Annotated in this window: 19 protein-coding genes; 3 read left to right on the top strand and 16 right to left on the bottom strand. The window is 34.9% G+C overall.

Translation table 11 applies throughout. From position 1 onward, the window contains the following. Positions 1 to 36: 36 nt before the first annotated feature. From MKX83_RS14380 to MKX83_RS14395, 4 genes are all read right to left on the bottom strand, one after another. Complete coding sequence (locus tag MKX83_RS14380) at positions 37 to 1,440, bottom strand: sensor histidine kinase (protein WP_341055970.1); 1,404 nt, start codon at positions 1,438 to 1,440, stop codon at positions 37 to 39. After that, positions 1,437 to 2,117, bottom strand: a complete 681-nt coding sequence (locus tag MKX83_RS14385) for a response regulator transcription factor (RefSeq protein WP_095372912.1) — start codon at positions 2,115 to 2,117, stop codon at positions 1,437 to 1,439. Before MKX83_RS14385 ends, MKX83_RS14380 begins: the two co-directional genes overlap by 4 nt. After that, entirely contained in the window at positions 2,114 to 3,088 is a 975-nt protein-coding gene (locus MKX83_RS14390; RefSeq protein WP_341055971.1) for a YncE family protein, read from the bottom strand. Before MKX83_RS14390 ends, MKX83_RS14385 begins: the two co-directional genes overlap by 4 nt. A gap of 75 nt (positions 3,089 to 3,163) precedes the next feature. Then, positions 3,164 to 3,427, bottom strand: coding sequence for a hypothetical protein (locus tag MKX83_RS14395; protein ID WP_095372910.1), 264 nt, complete (start codon positions 3,425 to 3,427; stop codon positions 3,164 to 3,166). 100 nt (positions 3,428 to 3,527) lie between these two features. On the opposite strand from MKX83_RS14395, the gene MKX83_RS14400 reads away from it, so the two are divergent. After that, positions 3,528 to 3,770 carry a DNA alkylation repair protein gene (locus MKX83_RS14400; protein WP_341055973.1) on the top strand — a complete coding sequence of 81 codons (243 nt, stop codon included), beginning with the start codon at positions 3,528 to 3,530 and terminating at the stop codon, positions 3,768 to 3,770. A 91-nt stretch (positions 3,771 to 3,861) separates the two neighbouring features. Here the strand turns inward: MKX83_RS14400 and MKX83_RS14405 are convergent, their stop codons facing one another. From MKX83_RS14405 to MKX83_RS14450, 10 genes are all read right to left on the bottom strand, one after another. Beyond that, positions 3,862 to 4,680 carry a hypothetical protein gene (locus tag MKX83_RS14405; RefSeq protein ID WP_341055974.1) on the bottom strand — a complete coding sequence of 273 codons (819 nt, stop codon included), beginning with the start codon at positions 4,678 to 4,680 and terminating at the stop codon, positions 3,862 to 3,864. 220 nt (positions 4,681 to 4,900) lie between these two features. Further along, positions 4,901 to 5,821 carry a CobW family GTP-binding protein gene (locus tag MKX83_RS14410; RefSeq protein ID WP_341055976.1) on the bottom strand — a complete coding sequence of 307 codons (921 nt, stop codon included), beginning with the start codon at positions 5,819 to 5,821 and terminating at the stop codon, positions 4,901 to 4,903. A 22-nt stretch (positions 5,822 to 5,843) separates the two neighbouring features. Further along, entirely contained in the window at positions 5,844 to 6,206 is a 363-nt protein-coding gene (locus MKX83_RS14415; RefSeq protein WP_307313291.1) for a hypothetical protein, read from the bottom strand. A 56-nt stretch (positions 6,207 to 6,262) separates the two neighbouring features. Continuing rightward, on the bottom strand, positions 6,263 to 7,162 hold the full coding sequence (locus tag MKX83_RS14420; RefSeq protein WP_322909517.1) for an LCP family protein: 900 nt from the start codon (positions 7,160 to 7,162) through the stop codon (positions 6,263 to 6,265). Between the two features lie 181 nt (positions 7,163 to 7,343). Continuing rightward, complete coding sequence (locus MKX83_RS14425; protein ID WP_340975308.1) at positions 7,344 to 8,549, bottom strand: MDR family MFS transporter; 1,206 nt, start codon at positions 8,547 to 8,549, stop codon at positions 7,344 to 7,346. A 5-nt stretch (positions 8,550 to 8,554) separates the two neighbouring features. Continuing rightward, positions 8,555 to 9,790 (bottom strand): multidrug effflux MFS transporter, encoded by a 1,236-nt coding sequence (locus tag MKX83_RS14430; RefSeq protein WP_341055980.1) that lies wholly within the window; start codon positions 9,788 to 9,790, stop codon positions 8,555 to 8,557. A 429-nt stretch (positions 9,791 to 10,219) separates the two neighbouring features. Then, on the bottom strand, positions 10,220 to 11,713 hold the full coding sequence (locus MKX83_RS14435; RefSeq protein ID WP_341051451.1) for a S41 family peptidase: 1,494 nt from the start codon (positions 11,711 to 11,713) through the stop codon (positions 10,220 to 10,222). Positions 11,714 to 12,211: 498 nt separating this feature from the next. After that, entirely contained in the window at positions 12,212 to 13,069 is an 858-nt protein-coding gene (locus MKX83_RS14440; protein WP_095372900.1) for a M15 family metallopeptidase, read from the bottom strand. Positions 13,070 to 13,378: 309 nt separating this feature from the next. Then, entirely contained in the window at positions 13,379 to 14,080 is a 702-nt protein-coding gene (gene deoD / locus MKX83_RS14445) for a purine-nucleoside phosphorylase (RefSeq protein ID WP_307313278.1), read from the bottom strand. Between the two features lie 131 nt (positions 14,081 to 14,211). After that, a complete protein-coding gene (locus MKX83_RS14450) occupies positions 14,212 to 14,520 on the bottom strand; it encodes a YodL domain-containing protein (protein ID WP_095372898.1) in 309 nt (102 codons plus the stop codon). A gap of 185 nt (positions 14,521 to 14,705) precedes the next feature. Here MKX83_RS14450 and MKX83_RS14455 point away from each other — a divergent pair, with 185 nt between their 5' ends. Then, entirely contained in the window at positions 14,706 to 15,584 is an 879-nt protein-coding gene (locus MKX83_RS14455) for a glycerophosphodiester phosphodiesterase (protein WP_095372897.1), read from the top strand. Positions 15,585 to 15,658: 74 nt separating this feature from the next. On the opposite strand, the gene MKX83_RS14460 is transcribed toward MKX83_RS14455, so the two are convergent. Then, positions 15,659 to 15,841, bottom strand: coding sequence for a YozD family protein (locus MKX83_RS14460; protein ID WP_095372896.1), 183 nt, complete (start codon positions 15,839 to 15,841; stop codon positions 15,659 to 15,661). A gap of 148 nt (positions 15,842 to 15,989) precedes the next feature. Between MKX83_RS14460 and MKX83_RS14465 the strand changes: the two genes are divergently transcribed. Then, positions 15,990 to 16,160 (top strand): hypothetical protein, encoded by a 171-nt coding sequence (locus tag MKX83_RS14465; protein WP_157733954.1) that lies wholly within the window; start codon positions 15,990 to 15,992, stop codon positions 16,158 to 16,160. Here the strand turns inward: MKX83_RS14465 and MKX83_RS14470 are convergent. After that, positions 16,135 to 16,851 (bottom strand): hypothetical protein, encoded by a 717-nt coding sequence (locus MKX83_RS14470; RefSeq protein ID WP_095372895.1) that lies wholly within the window; start codon positions 16,849 to 16,851, stop codon positions 16,135 to 16,137. The genes MKX83_RS14465 and MKX83_RS14470 overlap by 26 nt on opposite strands. Between the last annotated feature and the right edge of the window lie 264 nt (positions 16,852 to 17,115).

Below are 17,115 nucleotides of genomic sequence, written 5' to 3' on the forward strand. Positions count from 1 at the left end.
CACTCTTCTTCTTATAGAAAGAGTAGCCTTTAAAAATTAATGATCATTTACCATCGGAAGTATAATTTGTATCGTTGTCCCAATATTGTATTCACTTTGAATAAGCAAGCGCCCTTCATGTAAATGTACGAGTTTCTCCACAATAGCTAACCCAAGCCCTGTACCTCCATCAGCTCTTGTCCTTGCTTTATTCACTCGGTAAAATCTTTGCCGGATTTTATCTAAGTCTTCTTCAGGTATCCCAATCCCAGAGTCTTCCAATTGGATACAACAGCCATCTTCTGTTTGGAAAAGATCAAGTAGTAATGTGCCCTCATCAGTATATCTAATCGCGTTATCAAAAATATTTTGCATAATTTGTTCGATTCTTCCTTCATCTGCAATAATAATGATATCAGGATCAAGATCTACTTCTATAGATAAGCCTTTTCTTTTAATTCGCGGACTATACTTTTGCACGACATCTTCCAAAAGCTGGGCTAGGGGTATTGGCGCCTTCACCAAACGATAGTCATCAGTTTCAAGTTTTGACAAATCTAATAAATCACCGACAAGTCTCTCCATCCGAGTTGCTTCCCGATAAATGAGTGCAAGGTATTTTTCGTGATCTTCTTCATTTGTTACAAGACCTGACTTTAGTGCATCACTATATCCTTTGACATAACTAATCGGTGTTCTTAATTCATGAGACACATTAGCAAGAAATTCTCTCTTTCTATCATCTTCTTTTTGAATAGATGTGGCCATTGAATTAAAAGCACTAGCCAGTTCACCAATTTCATCTTGTTGATTTGTCGATAGTTGCACATTGTAATTCCCTCTAGACACTTGTTCAGCTGCTAACTTCATTTCCATTAACGGGCTAGTCATTCTTTTAATGAGGAAAGTACCTGTCATAATGGCGAATAGAAGAAAGATGAACGCGGCAAGCATCCAAAGATAAGCGAAATCCTGTGTAATATCAGAAATTTTCTCTAACGGTAAATAAACATATATAATACCAGCGAGACGATTCTCATCTAATAACGGGATAATGACACCCATAATACGAGTATCAAACCTTTCTTCAAAACCCGTTTTGTAAATTGGATTTCCTTTTAATAATTGCTCTCGTTCTTCTCCGTTAATGAGCGAATCATATTTCAATTCAAATGGAAAGCATGCGCTCAATTCCCTAGGATTATCTACCATGATAATATCGGTTTCTGATTTATCATTGTACCAAGCTACTTTTTCCTTTAAGTCTGTACTTATTTCTCCACCTTTGTAATCAGACGCTAAGGCTAATCCTTCTTCTAATAATGTATCTTCTACATTTTCGACATATAATTTCTCATAAAACAGATAAGATAAGATATAGGAATAAACAATTGTGATAAGTATCGCTATCGTCACCGTTAACCATAACTTTTTGGCTAATGTGTCGGTAAGGTACTTCATTTGTCTGGTACCTCTAGTTTATAACCTACCCCCCATACGGTTTGAATGTAATCTGCTATACCTAATTTCATCCTTAATGTTTTAATATGGGTATCAACCGTTCGTAGGCTACCATCATATTCAATTCCCCACACATGTTCAAGGAGCTGCTCCCTTGAAAGAGCCTGGTTAACATGTTGAATTAAATAAGAAAGCATTTCAAACTCTTTTAATGTTAAAGATATTTTTTCCTCTTCGACAAGGACTCTCCGCGCTTTTTTATCTATAGATAACTTTCCTATCTTTATTTGCTCTGATTCTTGTTTCACTTTTCCAGATCTCCGAAGGACTGCATGTATTCTAGCAACAAGCTCTCCTGGACTAAGTGGTTTAACAATATAATCGTCACCGCCTAATTGTAGCCCCTTCACTTTATCCCATTCTTCTCCTTTTGCTGAAAGAAAAATGATTGGAATATCTGAATTAGTACGTATTTTTTGACAAACTTCATATCCATCTTCATTTGGCATCATAATATCTAAAATGACTAAATCAATTTCAGCTTCCTTCAATTTCATGTAGCCCTCTTCACCACTCTCAGCTGTATAGCATTTAAATCCCGAATTCTCCAAATACATCTCAATCAATGTTCTCATATCTGGTTCATCATCAATAATTAATATATTTACTTTTCTCATGAATCCTCGTTCTCCCTAAGCAAAATTTGAAACGGACCTTCGCCTACTTCTACTGATCCTTTCAGTTTTATTGTTTCTGAATCGATAAATTGTAACTCAGAGCTATCATACCCTGCGACTAATACTATATCGCTAAAGGTTTCAATTGTGAAAGGGTTGGCTGTTACGCTCATTTCACCTATTACTTCACCAGCCTCATTTAACTTATACAGCAAATTGGTTCCATGGCTCACAACAAATATCGCCTCATCAGCTTTGGTAAAATCGACTGGCATCGAAGGAACACTAATTTTTCTTAATGCTTTTCCGGTCTCTCTATCATAAACATGTACATATTTTTCAATATCTAATCCTTCACCATGTCCACCAACCCATATTTCGTTATCTAATGGGAACAAACCTGTTGCATGTATATGTATTTCATAGTTTTCTTTTATTTCCATTGTTTCCAAATCAATACTTGTAAGAAGATTTTCATCAAACCCTATAATGATGAGTTCATCCCGAGCTTCATCATGTTTCATCTCGAGTGGTCGATCAAAGATATCAATATGACTCGTTTCTTCTCCATTACTATTAAAAAAACGGACGCTATTTTTTCTTTCATCTAAAGCAACTATTGTATCAGGTCTTAGTTCCTCAACATCTACAACACCCTCACCAATTGTCCACTGATGAATCAGTTCCCCTTTAGATAATGAATAAAGATCAATGGTGTTTAACTTTTCACCATACAGTAACAGAGTGTCGCCATCTGATAGTACACTTCCTCCTGTGTATGCTTTATTGACCTTCCATGAACCAATGTTTTTTTGCGCCTGTATGTCTATAAATGATAGGCTCATCTCCTTAATATTTACTGTTATCGCAATATCCCGCTCAGCTGGTATATTAGTGAATTCTTCTTGTCTACAACCAGTTAAGAAAGAAGAAATCAGTAAAAAAAATATGAACGCCTTGTAATAACGCATATAAAGTTTCTCCCCAGTTTTAATGTTTTTATAAGTCAAGGATACCGGATGGTTGTGTTAGAAGTGTGAAAACCTTCAATCGATTGTATCGAAAATTTCAAAATGTATATCAATGAGTGCGACTTTCATATCAGAAGAAAGTGAGGAGTCAATAATTCTTTTAATCGCAGCAATTAACTTTTTTTGTTTATCTCTTCTTACTCGTGGGTGAGCAGTTTCATCTCTTAATTCTTTTTCTATTGCTATCATTAACACAATATCCGGATTTTCTTCATCTGTTGCCAGTGCTCTATTTTTCCATAATGAACGGTAGCTTTGTAAAAGATCCTTACTATTCATTTTAATTCACTCCTCTCATATTGAATCTACTTGATTCATACATAAATTTCAATTGAACGTTAAAAATAAAAGTAATTCATTAATAGGAAGGGGCTAGTCTATGACTACACCATATTGCTGTCCATCATGTAAAACTAATCGTTCACGCTTTAATATTATTGAACAACATCCGCGTTCAGTTAAGCTTGATCCACAATCAGGCTCTGTACTGGAAGAATACGCAGCAGAAAATTTAACTGCTTTCCATTTAAAATGTAATGGTCCAACAGTAAGAATTCAATGCGGTGCATGTGGCCTAATAGAAGATGAAAAAACTTTTATTAAGTTTGGAGAAAACCAATAAAAAATAAGGGTGTAGTAATGAAGAAAGCGTTCAAAATCGATACGATTAAGAACGCTTTCTTTATCTTGTCATTTCCCTATCTCATTTAAAGTCAAATGCGATTTTTCAACAAAAAATTCTTAGCATCGACCTGCCATGGATCAAGTGGAGAGAATCTTACTAAACGAATGGAACCCCGATAGCTCTTCTTGCCTTTATTCTTTATATACCAATCCACTTGAATGGGAAGATTAACTACTAATGCAGTATTTCCATTCTCTAAGTGACCAATTGAAGTTAACTTTACATTTTCAATCGAACGAATCGCTTTGTCATCTATCTTGTTTAATGCGACAAGAGACAGGAGATAAGCATCTTGTTGTTTCAAGCCTGCTATAAAGGCAGCTGATACTTTTTCCGGATCAGATATTGCCATATACTCATCAAGTTTACCTGCAGCTTTGAGAATCATCAATTTATGAGATAAATCCATTGAATTGGTACGATGTGTCGTACTACCAAAAAAATGAATACAAAAATGACCTGGAAAATTATTCGATAAAGCACCTGCCCCGTGTGGCATCCCGTGCATGGAAGCAGCAATCCATTCTCCATCACTAATGACGATAATTGCTCTTCGCTTCCAACTCCATTTTCCATTATAAATTTCCTTCATTGTCTTTGTATCTACTTTCGTTAATGGTTGAACATCTGCATGCTCACTACCAGCTCTTCGTTGGACATCAAATCGCTTACCAGTATCGACATCTAGCACAGTAAACTTCTTAAACTTCGGTAAATGTTCTTTCGCTTCTTTCCAAGGCAACATCTGGATAGGTAATCCAATTTCATCATCCACCATACTATACATCTTTATAGGGGACACTAAATAAAGCATTAAAAACAGGGAGACAATGCTCAACTTTTTCATCTTTTATCACTCTTCTTTATTAGGTTTCATCGTAAAGTTTGCCTAAAGATGAGCATTTATATGTATAGTAACTTTTGGATGGATTTGTCCATATGAAAAACAATAACAGAGTAGCTTCTAGAATTACACCTCTCGACTTGTTAACAGCTAAAGGCTTGGACTGTATTCCACAAAAAAACTGAGTAAGAACAAAATCCTACTCAGTTTATTTTTAATCAATTTATTCTTTTGGTTTTTCTAGAGATTGTAGTCCGCTTTCGATTTTATCCCAATCAATATTTTCTCCGATGAATACCATGTTTAAAGGAATATTCATATCTTCTTGAAAATATACAGGCATCCCGTATGAAAATTGGAAAAGCTGTGGATAGGCTAAAGATGAGAACTTAATATATCCCTTCATTCGATAGAGCGTGTCAGGTAATTCCCTCAAAAAATCCTCAAAAGCAGATCGATCTACAGCTCCTTTAAATTGATAAACAAAGGTGCTCAAATGTAAATCTGTGCCAATCCTGCTGCTAGATTGTTTTTCTTTCGGCAGTAAGGACAATTCTCTTATTCGTTTAATTGGTACTTTTGCATTTTTTGTTAACAATGTAAAAGCTGTCGAATTAATACTTTGAACTTCTTGGATGACATTTGCTTGTTCATCTTCAGATAACAAGTCAATTTTATTAACAAGTAGGCAATCTGCATGTCTAATTTGTTCAACTAAAAGCTGTAGCACTTGCGGTGTCAATTGTTTTCTGTGTAGCCATCTTGCACTATCAAGGATTGAAATAATACCTTTAGGGACAATTGAGTTAGCAAAAAGTGGTGAAAGCACAGCATCTAAGACTTCCACTGGATGTGCTGCTCCTGTCGCTTCGATATAGATGACATCTGGTTTTTCAAGCGTTAATAAACCTTGTAACTGTCCTTCTAATTTGTCTTGAATGGTACAACAAATGCAGCCATCCAATAATTCTCTTAATGGAAGGTCCTCATCTATTGCATCTGAATCAATTGATACTTTTCCTAATTCATTCATTAAAACAGCCACTTTTCTACCGTTCTCTTTTTCATCCTGTAGCAACTGCTTTAACAGTGTGGTCTTTCCACTCCCTAAAAATCCAGCTAATATATAGATCTCTGTACTCATGTTTATTTTTTCCCCTTAAAGTCTATTCTGCAATTGTCTCTTCAATCATATTACTGAGTTTGTTTTTTATTATTTCATACGTATCGTCGGTGATATAACCTATTTTTTGGAACTCTTCTTGCTTACATTTCCATACGGGAATATAACCATGTGGGAAATATTCATCCTCTTCTTCTAATCCTACTTCAATAAAAGATTGGTAGTCGCTTTCTAAACATTGATCATGTTGTGCTTCTTTTCCTTTTTTACAGCGAATGAATTCAATCACCAAGTGTTCATGTTGTTTGTAATGTCTTAGCATTTCAGCGATTAACATTTCACAAGTTTGTTCGACCTGAACGACCTCCTTCTTCATATTATCATTCATTTGAACAATCTGCCTCATGGAAACCACCTCTTTCATTGAACCATTGTAAAGGATAGAAGAGAATGGCACAAATATTACGGTCGCCCATTGACCTCCGTGACATTCTTCTCTTTGAAAAACTGCCTGAGAGCGGAGATATTTTCTTCATAATCCATATCTAACACAGCGCCAGCATGTGGAGAATTTTTGTCAACAAATGAATCGTCTACCGGAATCCGCATTGTCTCTATATCTGTTATTGGATTCAATAATACAGAGGTCGCCATCGCAAACATCTGATCAATATGTAAATCTGTATCAACATTTGCCATAATCATTTTCATCATTTCAGGTGATTTGGCGATTCCTTCAATAGATGTCATATGGTTTTTTAGTTCTTCCTTTAATAAAGCAAGCACTTCCTGTTGTCGCTTTACTCTTCCATAATCGTATTCATCATCATGACGAAATCGAACGTAATCTAATAGTTGCTCACCATTCAAAAAGTTTTTACCTGGCTCAATGTTCATATTCATATCTTCAATCATTGCTGCAGGAACATCAACTTCCAGTCCATTTGGAGCAACAGTATTTAGGATATTTGCAAATCCTTTAAAGTCAATGACAACTGAATGATCAATATTTATTTGAAAATTTTCTTCGATTGTTTGTGAAAGTAATTCCGTTCCTCCTAAAAAATAGGCATGATTCAATTTATGGTATCCTTTTTCATAATTCGGAATTTCTACATAGCTATCACGCATAATAGAGACTAGTTTAACTCTTTCTTCTTTTGGTTCATACCGAGCTAACATAATTGTATCAGATCTTGAATCTGTTTCTCCTCTAGAATCAACACCAACAAGTAAAAATGTTTTTGGTTCTGAATTGTTCCATGTTGTTCCCTTCTCCTTTTGACGGTTATCTTTCTCAGATATGCCAGATGAACATGCTGCTAATAGTAAAGCTAACAAAATGATGACATATTTTCTCACGGTTCATCCTCCTTATTTTTCCTTATTCATTCATTGTAGGGATAGATGAACAACTTTATACTTTAAAAAAGAGGAAATAGTTTTTTACATTTTTTCCTTCCTAGAGTAAGAGCGGTTTCTCATAAAAAAAGAACAAACTAACAACCCATATAACGCGTGTTGTTAGTTTGTTCGGTGCTTATCAACTTAATTTCTTTTCAACTGTCACAATCACTTCTTTTTTAATTCCTGCTGAAAAGAAAATGATGCTACATAAACAAATGACGGCTATCACAAAGAAGGCAATCGTTCCCCCGCTGATACCAATCAAGTATCCACCAATCATTGGGCCTATAAAACTTCCTGTATTCCTGAACTGAGCAGCACCAAAATACGTGCCACGTAATTCCTCTGAAGCTAATTGATCAATTAATATACTACTTGCTGGAAACGATAATATTTCTCCAAAGGTGAATAAGATTACACCGATAACTGCCATTATCCAATGAGTGGATATAGCAAAAAAGAATAACCCAATAGCTACAAGAGCCGAACCAATAATCATAGATTTTAAAGGGCGAACCTTTTCCATCAGTTTTGCAAAAGGTAATTGTAATATAATTACAAGGATGGCATTAATGGATAAAAGAAATGAATAAATGACGACTCCATTCTCCAATCGATTATCAAAGTGTTGTGGTAAGTTAGAATCCATTTGCGAATAACCTATCGCAAGTAAAATACCACCTAGAATATAATACAATAGCGACCTATCCCTCCTAACAATGTGAAAGGCAACAGGCAAAGTAACATTTTCTTTATTCTCCAAACGAGGAACAGGCTGAATCGTAAACAATAAAATGAGCATATATGCTAAATAAATACCCCCAGTAATATAAAAAGTGAGAGTCGCATTTGTTAATGCTAATACAGCCCCGATTAATGGGCCAACAGCTGCCCCAATATTAATTGCGACATATCTTAAGGAAAATACTTTCATTCTTTGTTCCTTTTTTGTTAAATCGGCCATCAATGCTTGTGCAGTTGGTTCAAAAAAGGAATTACACAAACCAAGTAAAGCATTGAGTAGCAAAAAAGCAAGAGCTGAGGCGGACAAAGCAAAGCCAAAATAAGCGGCTGCTGTACCAATTAATGCAACAAGCATAATCGGCTTTCTTCCAAATTGGTCAGATAAATGCCCCCCTATAAAACCACCTATTGTCGACATTAATGGACCCATCCCGATAATGAGGCCAATTAAAAACGAAGGATAGTCCTGATTCACTAAATATATAGATAAAAAAGGCAACGTCATAAATGCCGCCCCGCGAGATAAGATTGTACCAACTAGTAAAATCCATATCGTGCGATGAAACTGATTATAATAATCTTGTAATCGTTTAATCATGTTGGTTATCCTTTCGATTCTTTTACAATACGCCCTTTAACTAGAAACAAATAAGATAATAGAGCTAAGATTTCTGCACTAGCAATAATAAATGCCATTGGCCATGAAGAAGATTCACCAGCTATTCCAACTAACGGAGCAGCCATACCACCAAGCAAGAACGTCATTAAGCCAATTAAGGCTGAAGCACTACCAGCATTTTCACCTTGTGAAGCCATTGCCAAGGAAAAAGTTGATGTATTAACAACCCCAACAGCAGAAACAACTAAAAATAACGGAATTAGAACACCCCAAATACCTAGATGGAAAATTTCACTTAGAAGTAATGTAACCCCTCCAACTAAAGCAATCATCAATCCACCTACTAATAAAATTCCCTCATGTATTCGCTCTGAAAGTTTTCCCGTTAATTGACTGCCTAAAATAATGCCAATTCCATTTATTGCAAAACAAACACTAAACATTTGCGGAGAAAGACCATAAATATTTTGCAATACAAAGGGAGATCCAGAAATATAAGCAAACATTGCAGCACCAACAAAACCTTGAGATAAAGCGTATCCCATAAATTTACGGTCTTTTACGATTTTTCCGAAACGGCTAAAGGAAACAAAAACGCCTCCATTTAACCTCTTCTCAACAGACAAACTTTCTTGTAATGAAAAGATAACCAGTAATAAGCTAAGAAACCCGATTAATGTTAAAACAAAAAATACTCCTCTCCAAGAGGTAATCGCTAATAGTTGGCCACCAAAAACGGGTGCTAAAATAGGGGCTGCCCCGTTTATTAAACTAAGTGTGGCAAAAAATTTAGTTAATTGTGTGCCACTGTATAAATCTCGAACTACGGCTCTTGATATAACAATTCCTACAGCCCCGGCTAATCCTTGAATAAACCTTAATATGATGAACAATTCAACGTTTGGAGAGGCCATGCAGGCAACTGAAATGAGACAGTATAAAATAAGTCCAACTATTAACGGCCTCTTACGGCCAACCATATCACTAATTGGCCCGGCAAAAATTTGTCCTAAAGCTAAACCAAGCATACATGCTGTTAAGCTTAATTGTGCATAGGATGCACTTGTTTGCAGATCATCTGCTAGATTAGGTAATGCCGGAAGATACATATCCAAGGATAATGGCCCAAAAGCAGATAACAATCCGAGAATAACGGCCAGCATGAGACGCTTACTTCTACTTTCCTCCTTATCGTTACTTAATTCACTCGTTTCGTGCATCACACATCCTTCTTTCCATCTTCAATACAATTTTAGAATATTGCTAATTTACCATAAAACCTTTAAAAAAACATCAGTCTTTTTTAAATAAATTCGTCAAGCGAAATAAATATTTTAAATTTATATTAAAGCTCAACAACTAAAGCCTCTCCGTTTGCTATTTTCTATTTAGTGCTAATCTCGGGATATCTAAATGACAAGTAAACCCTCTTTTGCGAGGCGTTTCACATAATTTGTCTTTCAATGAAGCGTAAACTCATCATATTCTTTCTCAGTCTTAAAATTAACTGTCAAAACTAACATCTCACAAAAAAAAGAAGCATATCAATTGTTGATTTTGATTAAAAAAGAAACGACCATAACCCTTATAAAGTAAAGGGTTATGGTCGCTTAAACGATTTTCACATGTTGTATAGAAGCTAGAATGAGTTATTTTTTCATTTCTTCTTTTAAAACTTCTATTGCTTTTTTGATTTGAGTATCGTTCTCTAGAAGCTTTTCACGTAAAGCTTCCATTAGTTTCACGGTTGTTTCACCTTCAATGACTCCAGTTTCATCCAATTCATTATCCTTTTGGAATGCTTTCACTGCAGCTTCTGTCTCTTCATCAAAGAATCCATCATTTTTAACAAGCTCATATTCCAGTGCCTCTAACATCTGCTGTGCTGCCTTAATTTGACTTGATGATTCCGATTTTTTTAATGGTTTCTCAGGATTAATATAAGGCAAGGAAGCATATTCAGGCAAGGAAACTTCATAATCAGGCTCAATACCTTTTTCATGAATCCAATTTGCATCTGGCGTTAACCATTTTTCTGTTGTAAATTTCATATTTGAGCCGTCAGTAAAATCTTGAGCACGTTGTACAGTTCCTTTACCAAATGACTTTTTACCGACTAGACTTACATCAGCTGATTCATGAACGGCAGCTGCTAATATCTCAGAAGCACTAGCACTACCTTCATCAATAACTACGACTAGAGGCGTCTCCATTTGCTTGCCATTAGGAGCTTGCACGGCCTCCCTATTCCCATTACGATCTTCAATTTGGAATAAAATTTCGCCTTCAGGTACAAACAAGCTCGAAATTTCAATTGCTTGATCTAATAATCCGCCAGGGTTTTGTCTTAAATCTAAAACTAGACCCTTCATCCCTTTTTCCTCTAAATCATTTAATACATCAACGAGTTCTTGCGCTGTATTTTCAGAAAAAGAAGTGATCTGAACTTTGGCGATATCATCTTCTAACATTTCGCCATATACCGTTTCAAGAGGAATTGTATCTCTCGTAATTGTTACATTCATCGGTTCACTGTTACCACCACGAGCAATTTCCAGTTCTACTTTGGAACCTTTTTCGCCTCTTATTAATAGGACAGCTTCTGAAGAACTCATTCCTTGCAAGCTCTTGCCATCAACAGAGACAATTTGGTCATTTGGTTGTAGACCAGCATCTTCTGCAGGTGAACCTTTTAATGGTGAAACAATGACAATTTGTCCGTCTTGTTCTGTAATTTCAGCGCCAATTCCTTCAAAAGAAGAGGAGATGCTTTGATGGAAATTAGCAGCTTCATCTTCATTCATATAATCAGAATATGGATCATCTAGAGAATCTAGCATCCCATTGATAGCTCCATTAATTAATTCACCCGAATCAATTTCTTGGAAATAATTTTCGTTCAAGGAATCATAGGCTTTATATAACTTTGAAAATTCACTTCTTTCATTCGTTCCTACATTTACGGCCTTCTCATCACCGAAAGACAATGCTAATGTGGTGATTCCAGCTGTAACAAAAACGAGGATGAATACAAGCATAATAAACGGGAATAACTTCATTTTTATTAGCTTAGGCTTATCCTTTACTTCCTGTTTTTCTTCATCATTATTTACTTCATTAGACAACCCTTTCACCACTTTCATCACTGTAAGCTGTGATGCTTACTCAAGTTTAAGATTCTTTATTGGCGTTATCGGTATCAATAACTGTACTACTGTAATGAAAATTATATCTTATTTCTTTGGAAAAGAGGAAGATTTTTCTTATGTATTCCTTTCATCTCAAGAATTCAAGCTTCTTTTATTATGTATCGATTAAATGGGGAAAGTCTTCTTCTACAAAGTGAATCTCATTTGTTCACTTCTAATTTCCCCAAACCCCACATAATCATTACATAAATGATGAAAGGAGAATGAATGCATGATTCCTGGTATATTACTATGGTGCTGTTTTGCTTTATCTATTATCTTTCTTATCTCAGGAATATTTAATCATTCTTATGTTCAAGCATTATTAAGTTTCGTTTTATTCCTGCCATTGAGTTGTTATTTATTTCGTATTGATCATTTTTTTCAATACTTTTTTCTTTTCCCTATTATTCCATTAATCGCTTTTTGGTACATTTTTATGAAGAAGCGTACTTAAATTTCTTTTACAGACTCAAAGTATTCTTCTAATGTTAGATCTTTCTCAAAAATGACTTTCGCTGCTTCTTTTCCAACATAGCGAAAATGCCAAGGTTCAAATTTGTATCCTGTTATTTCTTCTTTACCTTTTGGATAACGTAAAATAAAGCCGTACTTATGTGCATTCTCTTTTAGCCATTTACCTTCTGTTGTATCTTCGTAATCTTGAGTTAACGTGTAATCGACTGAAGGACTTGAAATATCCATCGCTAATCCTGTTTGATGTTCACTACTTCCAGGTAGAGCAACTGCTTCTGAAGCTTTTTCCTCACCTACGCTATTTACCTCTGCTTGGAAAACTGCTTCCTGCCGATCATATGAACGATACCCCGAAACAGCAAATAACGCTATTTTTTCTTTTTTAGCTGCAGAGAATAATTCTTCTAATGCATCTGCGGCTTCTTTTCTAAGGTAACTTTTTTCAATATCTTGATCTCCGAAAGAATATTCAACATCTGCACGAACAAGATCTTCAGGAGCATAATCTGCCGGTAAAGCAAAGTCTTTATTCACCATTACCATCAAGTTTGTTGGGTTTGCTATTGTTGGTTTTCCATCCACATCTTCAATTTGATTAAAAAATTGAGAAGCTAATGTTAGGTCATCTTCATTTTGTTCATCTTGTTCGGGAGGTTGTTCAGTTGGATTGTTTTCTGTTTCTTGCTGATTGTCCTCTTCTTTTTCTACAGGCTCATCTACTGAAGTTGGTTCCGAATTAGATAGAAAAGGTATTTTTTCTAAATAAGGATCTAATTGACTGCAGCCTCCAAGAAAAAGAGCAACTGTAACTGTTCCTGCAAGTACTTTCTTCATTACTTTTCCCCTATTCTCTTTCTTTATGTCAACGTCTATCATAACACTTTATATAATAAATTGCGAAAGAAGAGAAAGGCATAATCTATGAACCTTACTATTAGTGATTCTACCAATAACAAATGAGAAGAGGACCACTTTAAGTAGCTACAGATTCACTAGAGAAACGAGGGAAATAACAATTCTTAGAAAAGATGTCTTCATAAAATACTTCCCTTCATACGGATGTACATCTGCTTTAACTTTTACCTTAAGGCAAAAGAAAAGCGAGTGACTATGAAAAAATAATCACTCGCTAACATGTACGATTTATGAAATTGCTGCTTCTAATGCTACTTCAATCATTTCGTTAAAAGTCGTTTGTCTTTCTTCAGATGTAGTTTCTTCACCAGTAATAATATGATCACTCACTGTAAGGACAGAAAGAGCTTTTCTTGCATGCTTAGCTGCTAACGTATAAAGTGCTGCTGTTTCCATTTCGATAGCAAGAATTTGGTACTGTGCCCATTTTTCATGTTCAGCATTATCATTGTAGAACATATCAGCTGTAAAAACATTCCCAACCTTCAATTCCAATCCTTTACTTACCCCACTGTCATAAGCTCTGCGCAATAGATCGAAATCAGCTGCTGGTGCATAATCAACTCCACCAAAAGTTAAACGATTCATTTGTGAGTCCGTGGAAGCAGTCATCGCAAGGATCACATCTCTTACTTTTACATCTTTTTGGATGGCTCCGCATGTACCAACACGGATCAAGTTTTTTACATTATAACTATTAATCAGTTCGTTCACATAAATAGAAAGGGAAGGAACGCCCATTCCAGTACCCTGAACAGATATTCTTTTACCTTTATAAGTGCCTGTATAACCAAACATATTGCGGACTTCATTATAGCACTTTACATCTTCTAAAAAGTTTTCTGCAATATATTTTGCCCTTAATGGATCACCTGGTAGTAAAACTGTTTCTGCAATTTCATGTTCTTTTGCTCCAATATGTACACTCATCATATTCCTCCATCTATTAATCGTTCATTATCTAAAATATAGCATAGGATGAGTGATGATGGAAATGAAAAGGGGAAGCTAAGTTTTTCACTACATACCATTCATATAGATAAATATGAACAAACATTTTATTACCTAACCATTATTCGGTTCACTAAGGCCCAACCACCCGACTTTAATTGATAATAATATTGCCCTCTTCTCCCTTCATCAATATATAAAATATCTCCCGTTGATAAAAACCTCCCTTGGAAATCAAACGGCATGCGATCAAGGACATTAAATTGCTTAAATACAGTTGATAAACATTCTTCATGATTTGCACCTTCAATAAGTGTTCGATAAACTTCTCGATAGCCCCGAGTTTCTCTATATTTTGGAGTTTGAAAAATGGTAACATCATATTCTTTTGTTCTTGGTTTTACAAAAGTCTTGATCATATATACCCCTCCAATAAATGATTATTTTAAACAATATATTAGCTTTTTCTACGTTTATTTCCTTCAAAGAAATTCGCCTATTTTTGTCGATTAAAGAGAAATTTTATTATGAAAACGCTTACAATTTTATTTTTCTTTCATAAACTAGTATTAAACATAGTGGTGGTACAAAAGGGAGGGATAATTTGAAACGAGAGAAGATTCACTTCCATAAATTCTTTTTGTTGTTTGTTTGTATTTCCATCATATGCAGCTCATTACATTGGGTATTCCCATACAAAAACTATACAAAAATTGCACATCGTGGAGACGTTGCTTCAGCACCTGAAAATACAATGGCCGCCTTTCATTCTGCGCTAAACAATGGTTTTGATGTTATCGAATTAGATATCCATTTAAGTAAAGATAAAAAAATTGTCGTCATACATGATTCATCTGTTAACCGGACCACAAATGGTGAAGGTTTAGTGAGAAATATGTCAGTATCAGAGTTACAAAAACTCAATGCGGGCGGTTGGTACAGTCAACGTTTTTCTGAAGAGAAAATTCCATTATTACAAGAAGTGTTAGATGAGTTTGCTGGAAAGATCGTTCTGTTAATAGAAATAAAACCTGGCACAGAAACTCCAGAAATTGTAGATCAATTGGCAACTCTGCTAAAACAAACTGTAAATGCTGGTGTCCCTGAAAAAATGTTACAAATCCAATCCTTTCATATTGATACATTACAGCAATTTACACAACGCGCTCCTGACTTTCCCATTGGCCTTGTCTTAACCGCGCCTATTAATCTTATTCAAATGTATACGTATAAGACAGAAATTAGTTTTTTATCGATTCATTATACGAATTTAACACATTCATTCATTCAACAAGCACAACATTATGGATATACGATCTATGCCTGGACGATAGTTACCCCATCACAGTTCAAGCAAATGCAATTATTAGGTGTAGATGGAATTATTTCGAATAGTTTGGAGCGGAGAGAAGAGAATAGATATTATGCATTTCTACAATCATTTATAGAAGGTCATAAACTATTAGAAAGATTCTTTGTATAAATATAAAAACCCAATCAACTATAGCTCCATAAAGGAACATGAATAGTTGGTTGGGTTTTTGTTTATCTTGTTTCTTACTCTTCCGAATCAAAACTTACATCTTCATCGATAATACACTTTTTGATTAAGTATTCAAATGTAATATCAGCTAATTCATCTACTTCTTGCTCTACAGGAACGAACCCTCTTTTAGTCAACTCATGAAAGAAAAATTCTGCAATTTCTTCAGTATCAATAAAAACTTCAATTTCCTTCATATGCGACTCCCCCTTTGTACAAATTGTATGTGACACATTAATGAAACATGCAACATTTCAATAGAAAAATATTTTTTTATTCTTTTGTCATTAAATCTATTAAAAGTACATAAATATTTTCTATCACTAGTTTTGAAAGGTTGATTAGATGGAAAAATTCACAGCAGTCTGCGATCGTTTTGTAGAAGATATAAATAATGAAGAAGGAAAATGTCTACAACTATTTGATCGATTATTACATTTTTTATTCATCGCTGTTTTACTAGTAGGCATTCCTGTCATGTCAGTGGCAATTATTCAACTGTTTCATCTTTTGTAAGATTAACTTTTTTTACTTTTGTTGTGATGGTTTCTAGCTTTTTCAAGATGATTTTCATTGCTTTTTTATATTCTTCATCTTGAAAAAAGTTGTACAAAAAAGAATAGTCATTATATATGTCTAGCAAACCATCTATGATTTGTTTCTCTTCGTTAGTACGATCCATTAGATTTGAATCAACATCTTGATAACAAACATCCTCAGAATTCTTTATTTCGTTCAATGCTTGTTGGTTAATAAGAAACAACATCCCTAATTTTTCTATAAATTCGTCAGCCTGTTCGGCATCAGATAATAAGGAAAGTTCCTCTTCACCAGCCTCAAGCCACTCTCCGTCAGATATTCGAGATAACTCATAAATGACGTCTTCCCATGCATCTTCTTTATAACGCCAAATCTCGGTACGGAAGCCGACTACTTTAAAAATCTCAGTACCATATCCTTTCACTTGGACAAGGTCCCCAAAAAAGTATTGGTACTCAATATCTACATGCTCCTTATCACTTACATCTCCTTCAAACTCTGAAAGAGGCTGTAAACTTGACTCCAAATAGAGACCATCACTTTTATTCACTTCATAAACATACATACCATCAAGCCATTTTACATCTGTTACTTTCCCTACCGTTCCATAAATTGTAATCACGACTGTATCACCAACTTCATATTTCGGTTTTTTACGATTAACCATTGCCCTCATCCTTTCCAATATAGTCGTGACTTTTAATTAAGATAGTATATGCATGAAAAAGCATTTTCGCTCGTATACAGGGCCGTCCAAATTTTTTTAGGGCCATCTTCATCATATGTTTATTTACGCAAAAAAACTGAATAAGATTTTACCTCACTCAGCTTTTTTATTCTTTATCTATTTTGAATTGCACTACTACCTATTTGTTATCTACTTCAAGTTTATAAGCTTATCATCATTTCTATTTTTCTTATCTTTTGTTTT

The sequence above is a fragment of the Cytobacillus sp. FSL M8-0252 genome, assembly GCF_038007345.1.
Taxonomy (GTDB): domain Bacteria; phylum Bacillota; class Bacilli; order Bacillales; family Cytobacillaceae; genus Cytobacillus; species Cytobacillus kochii.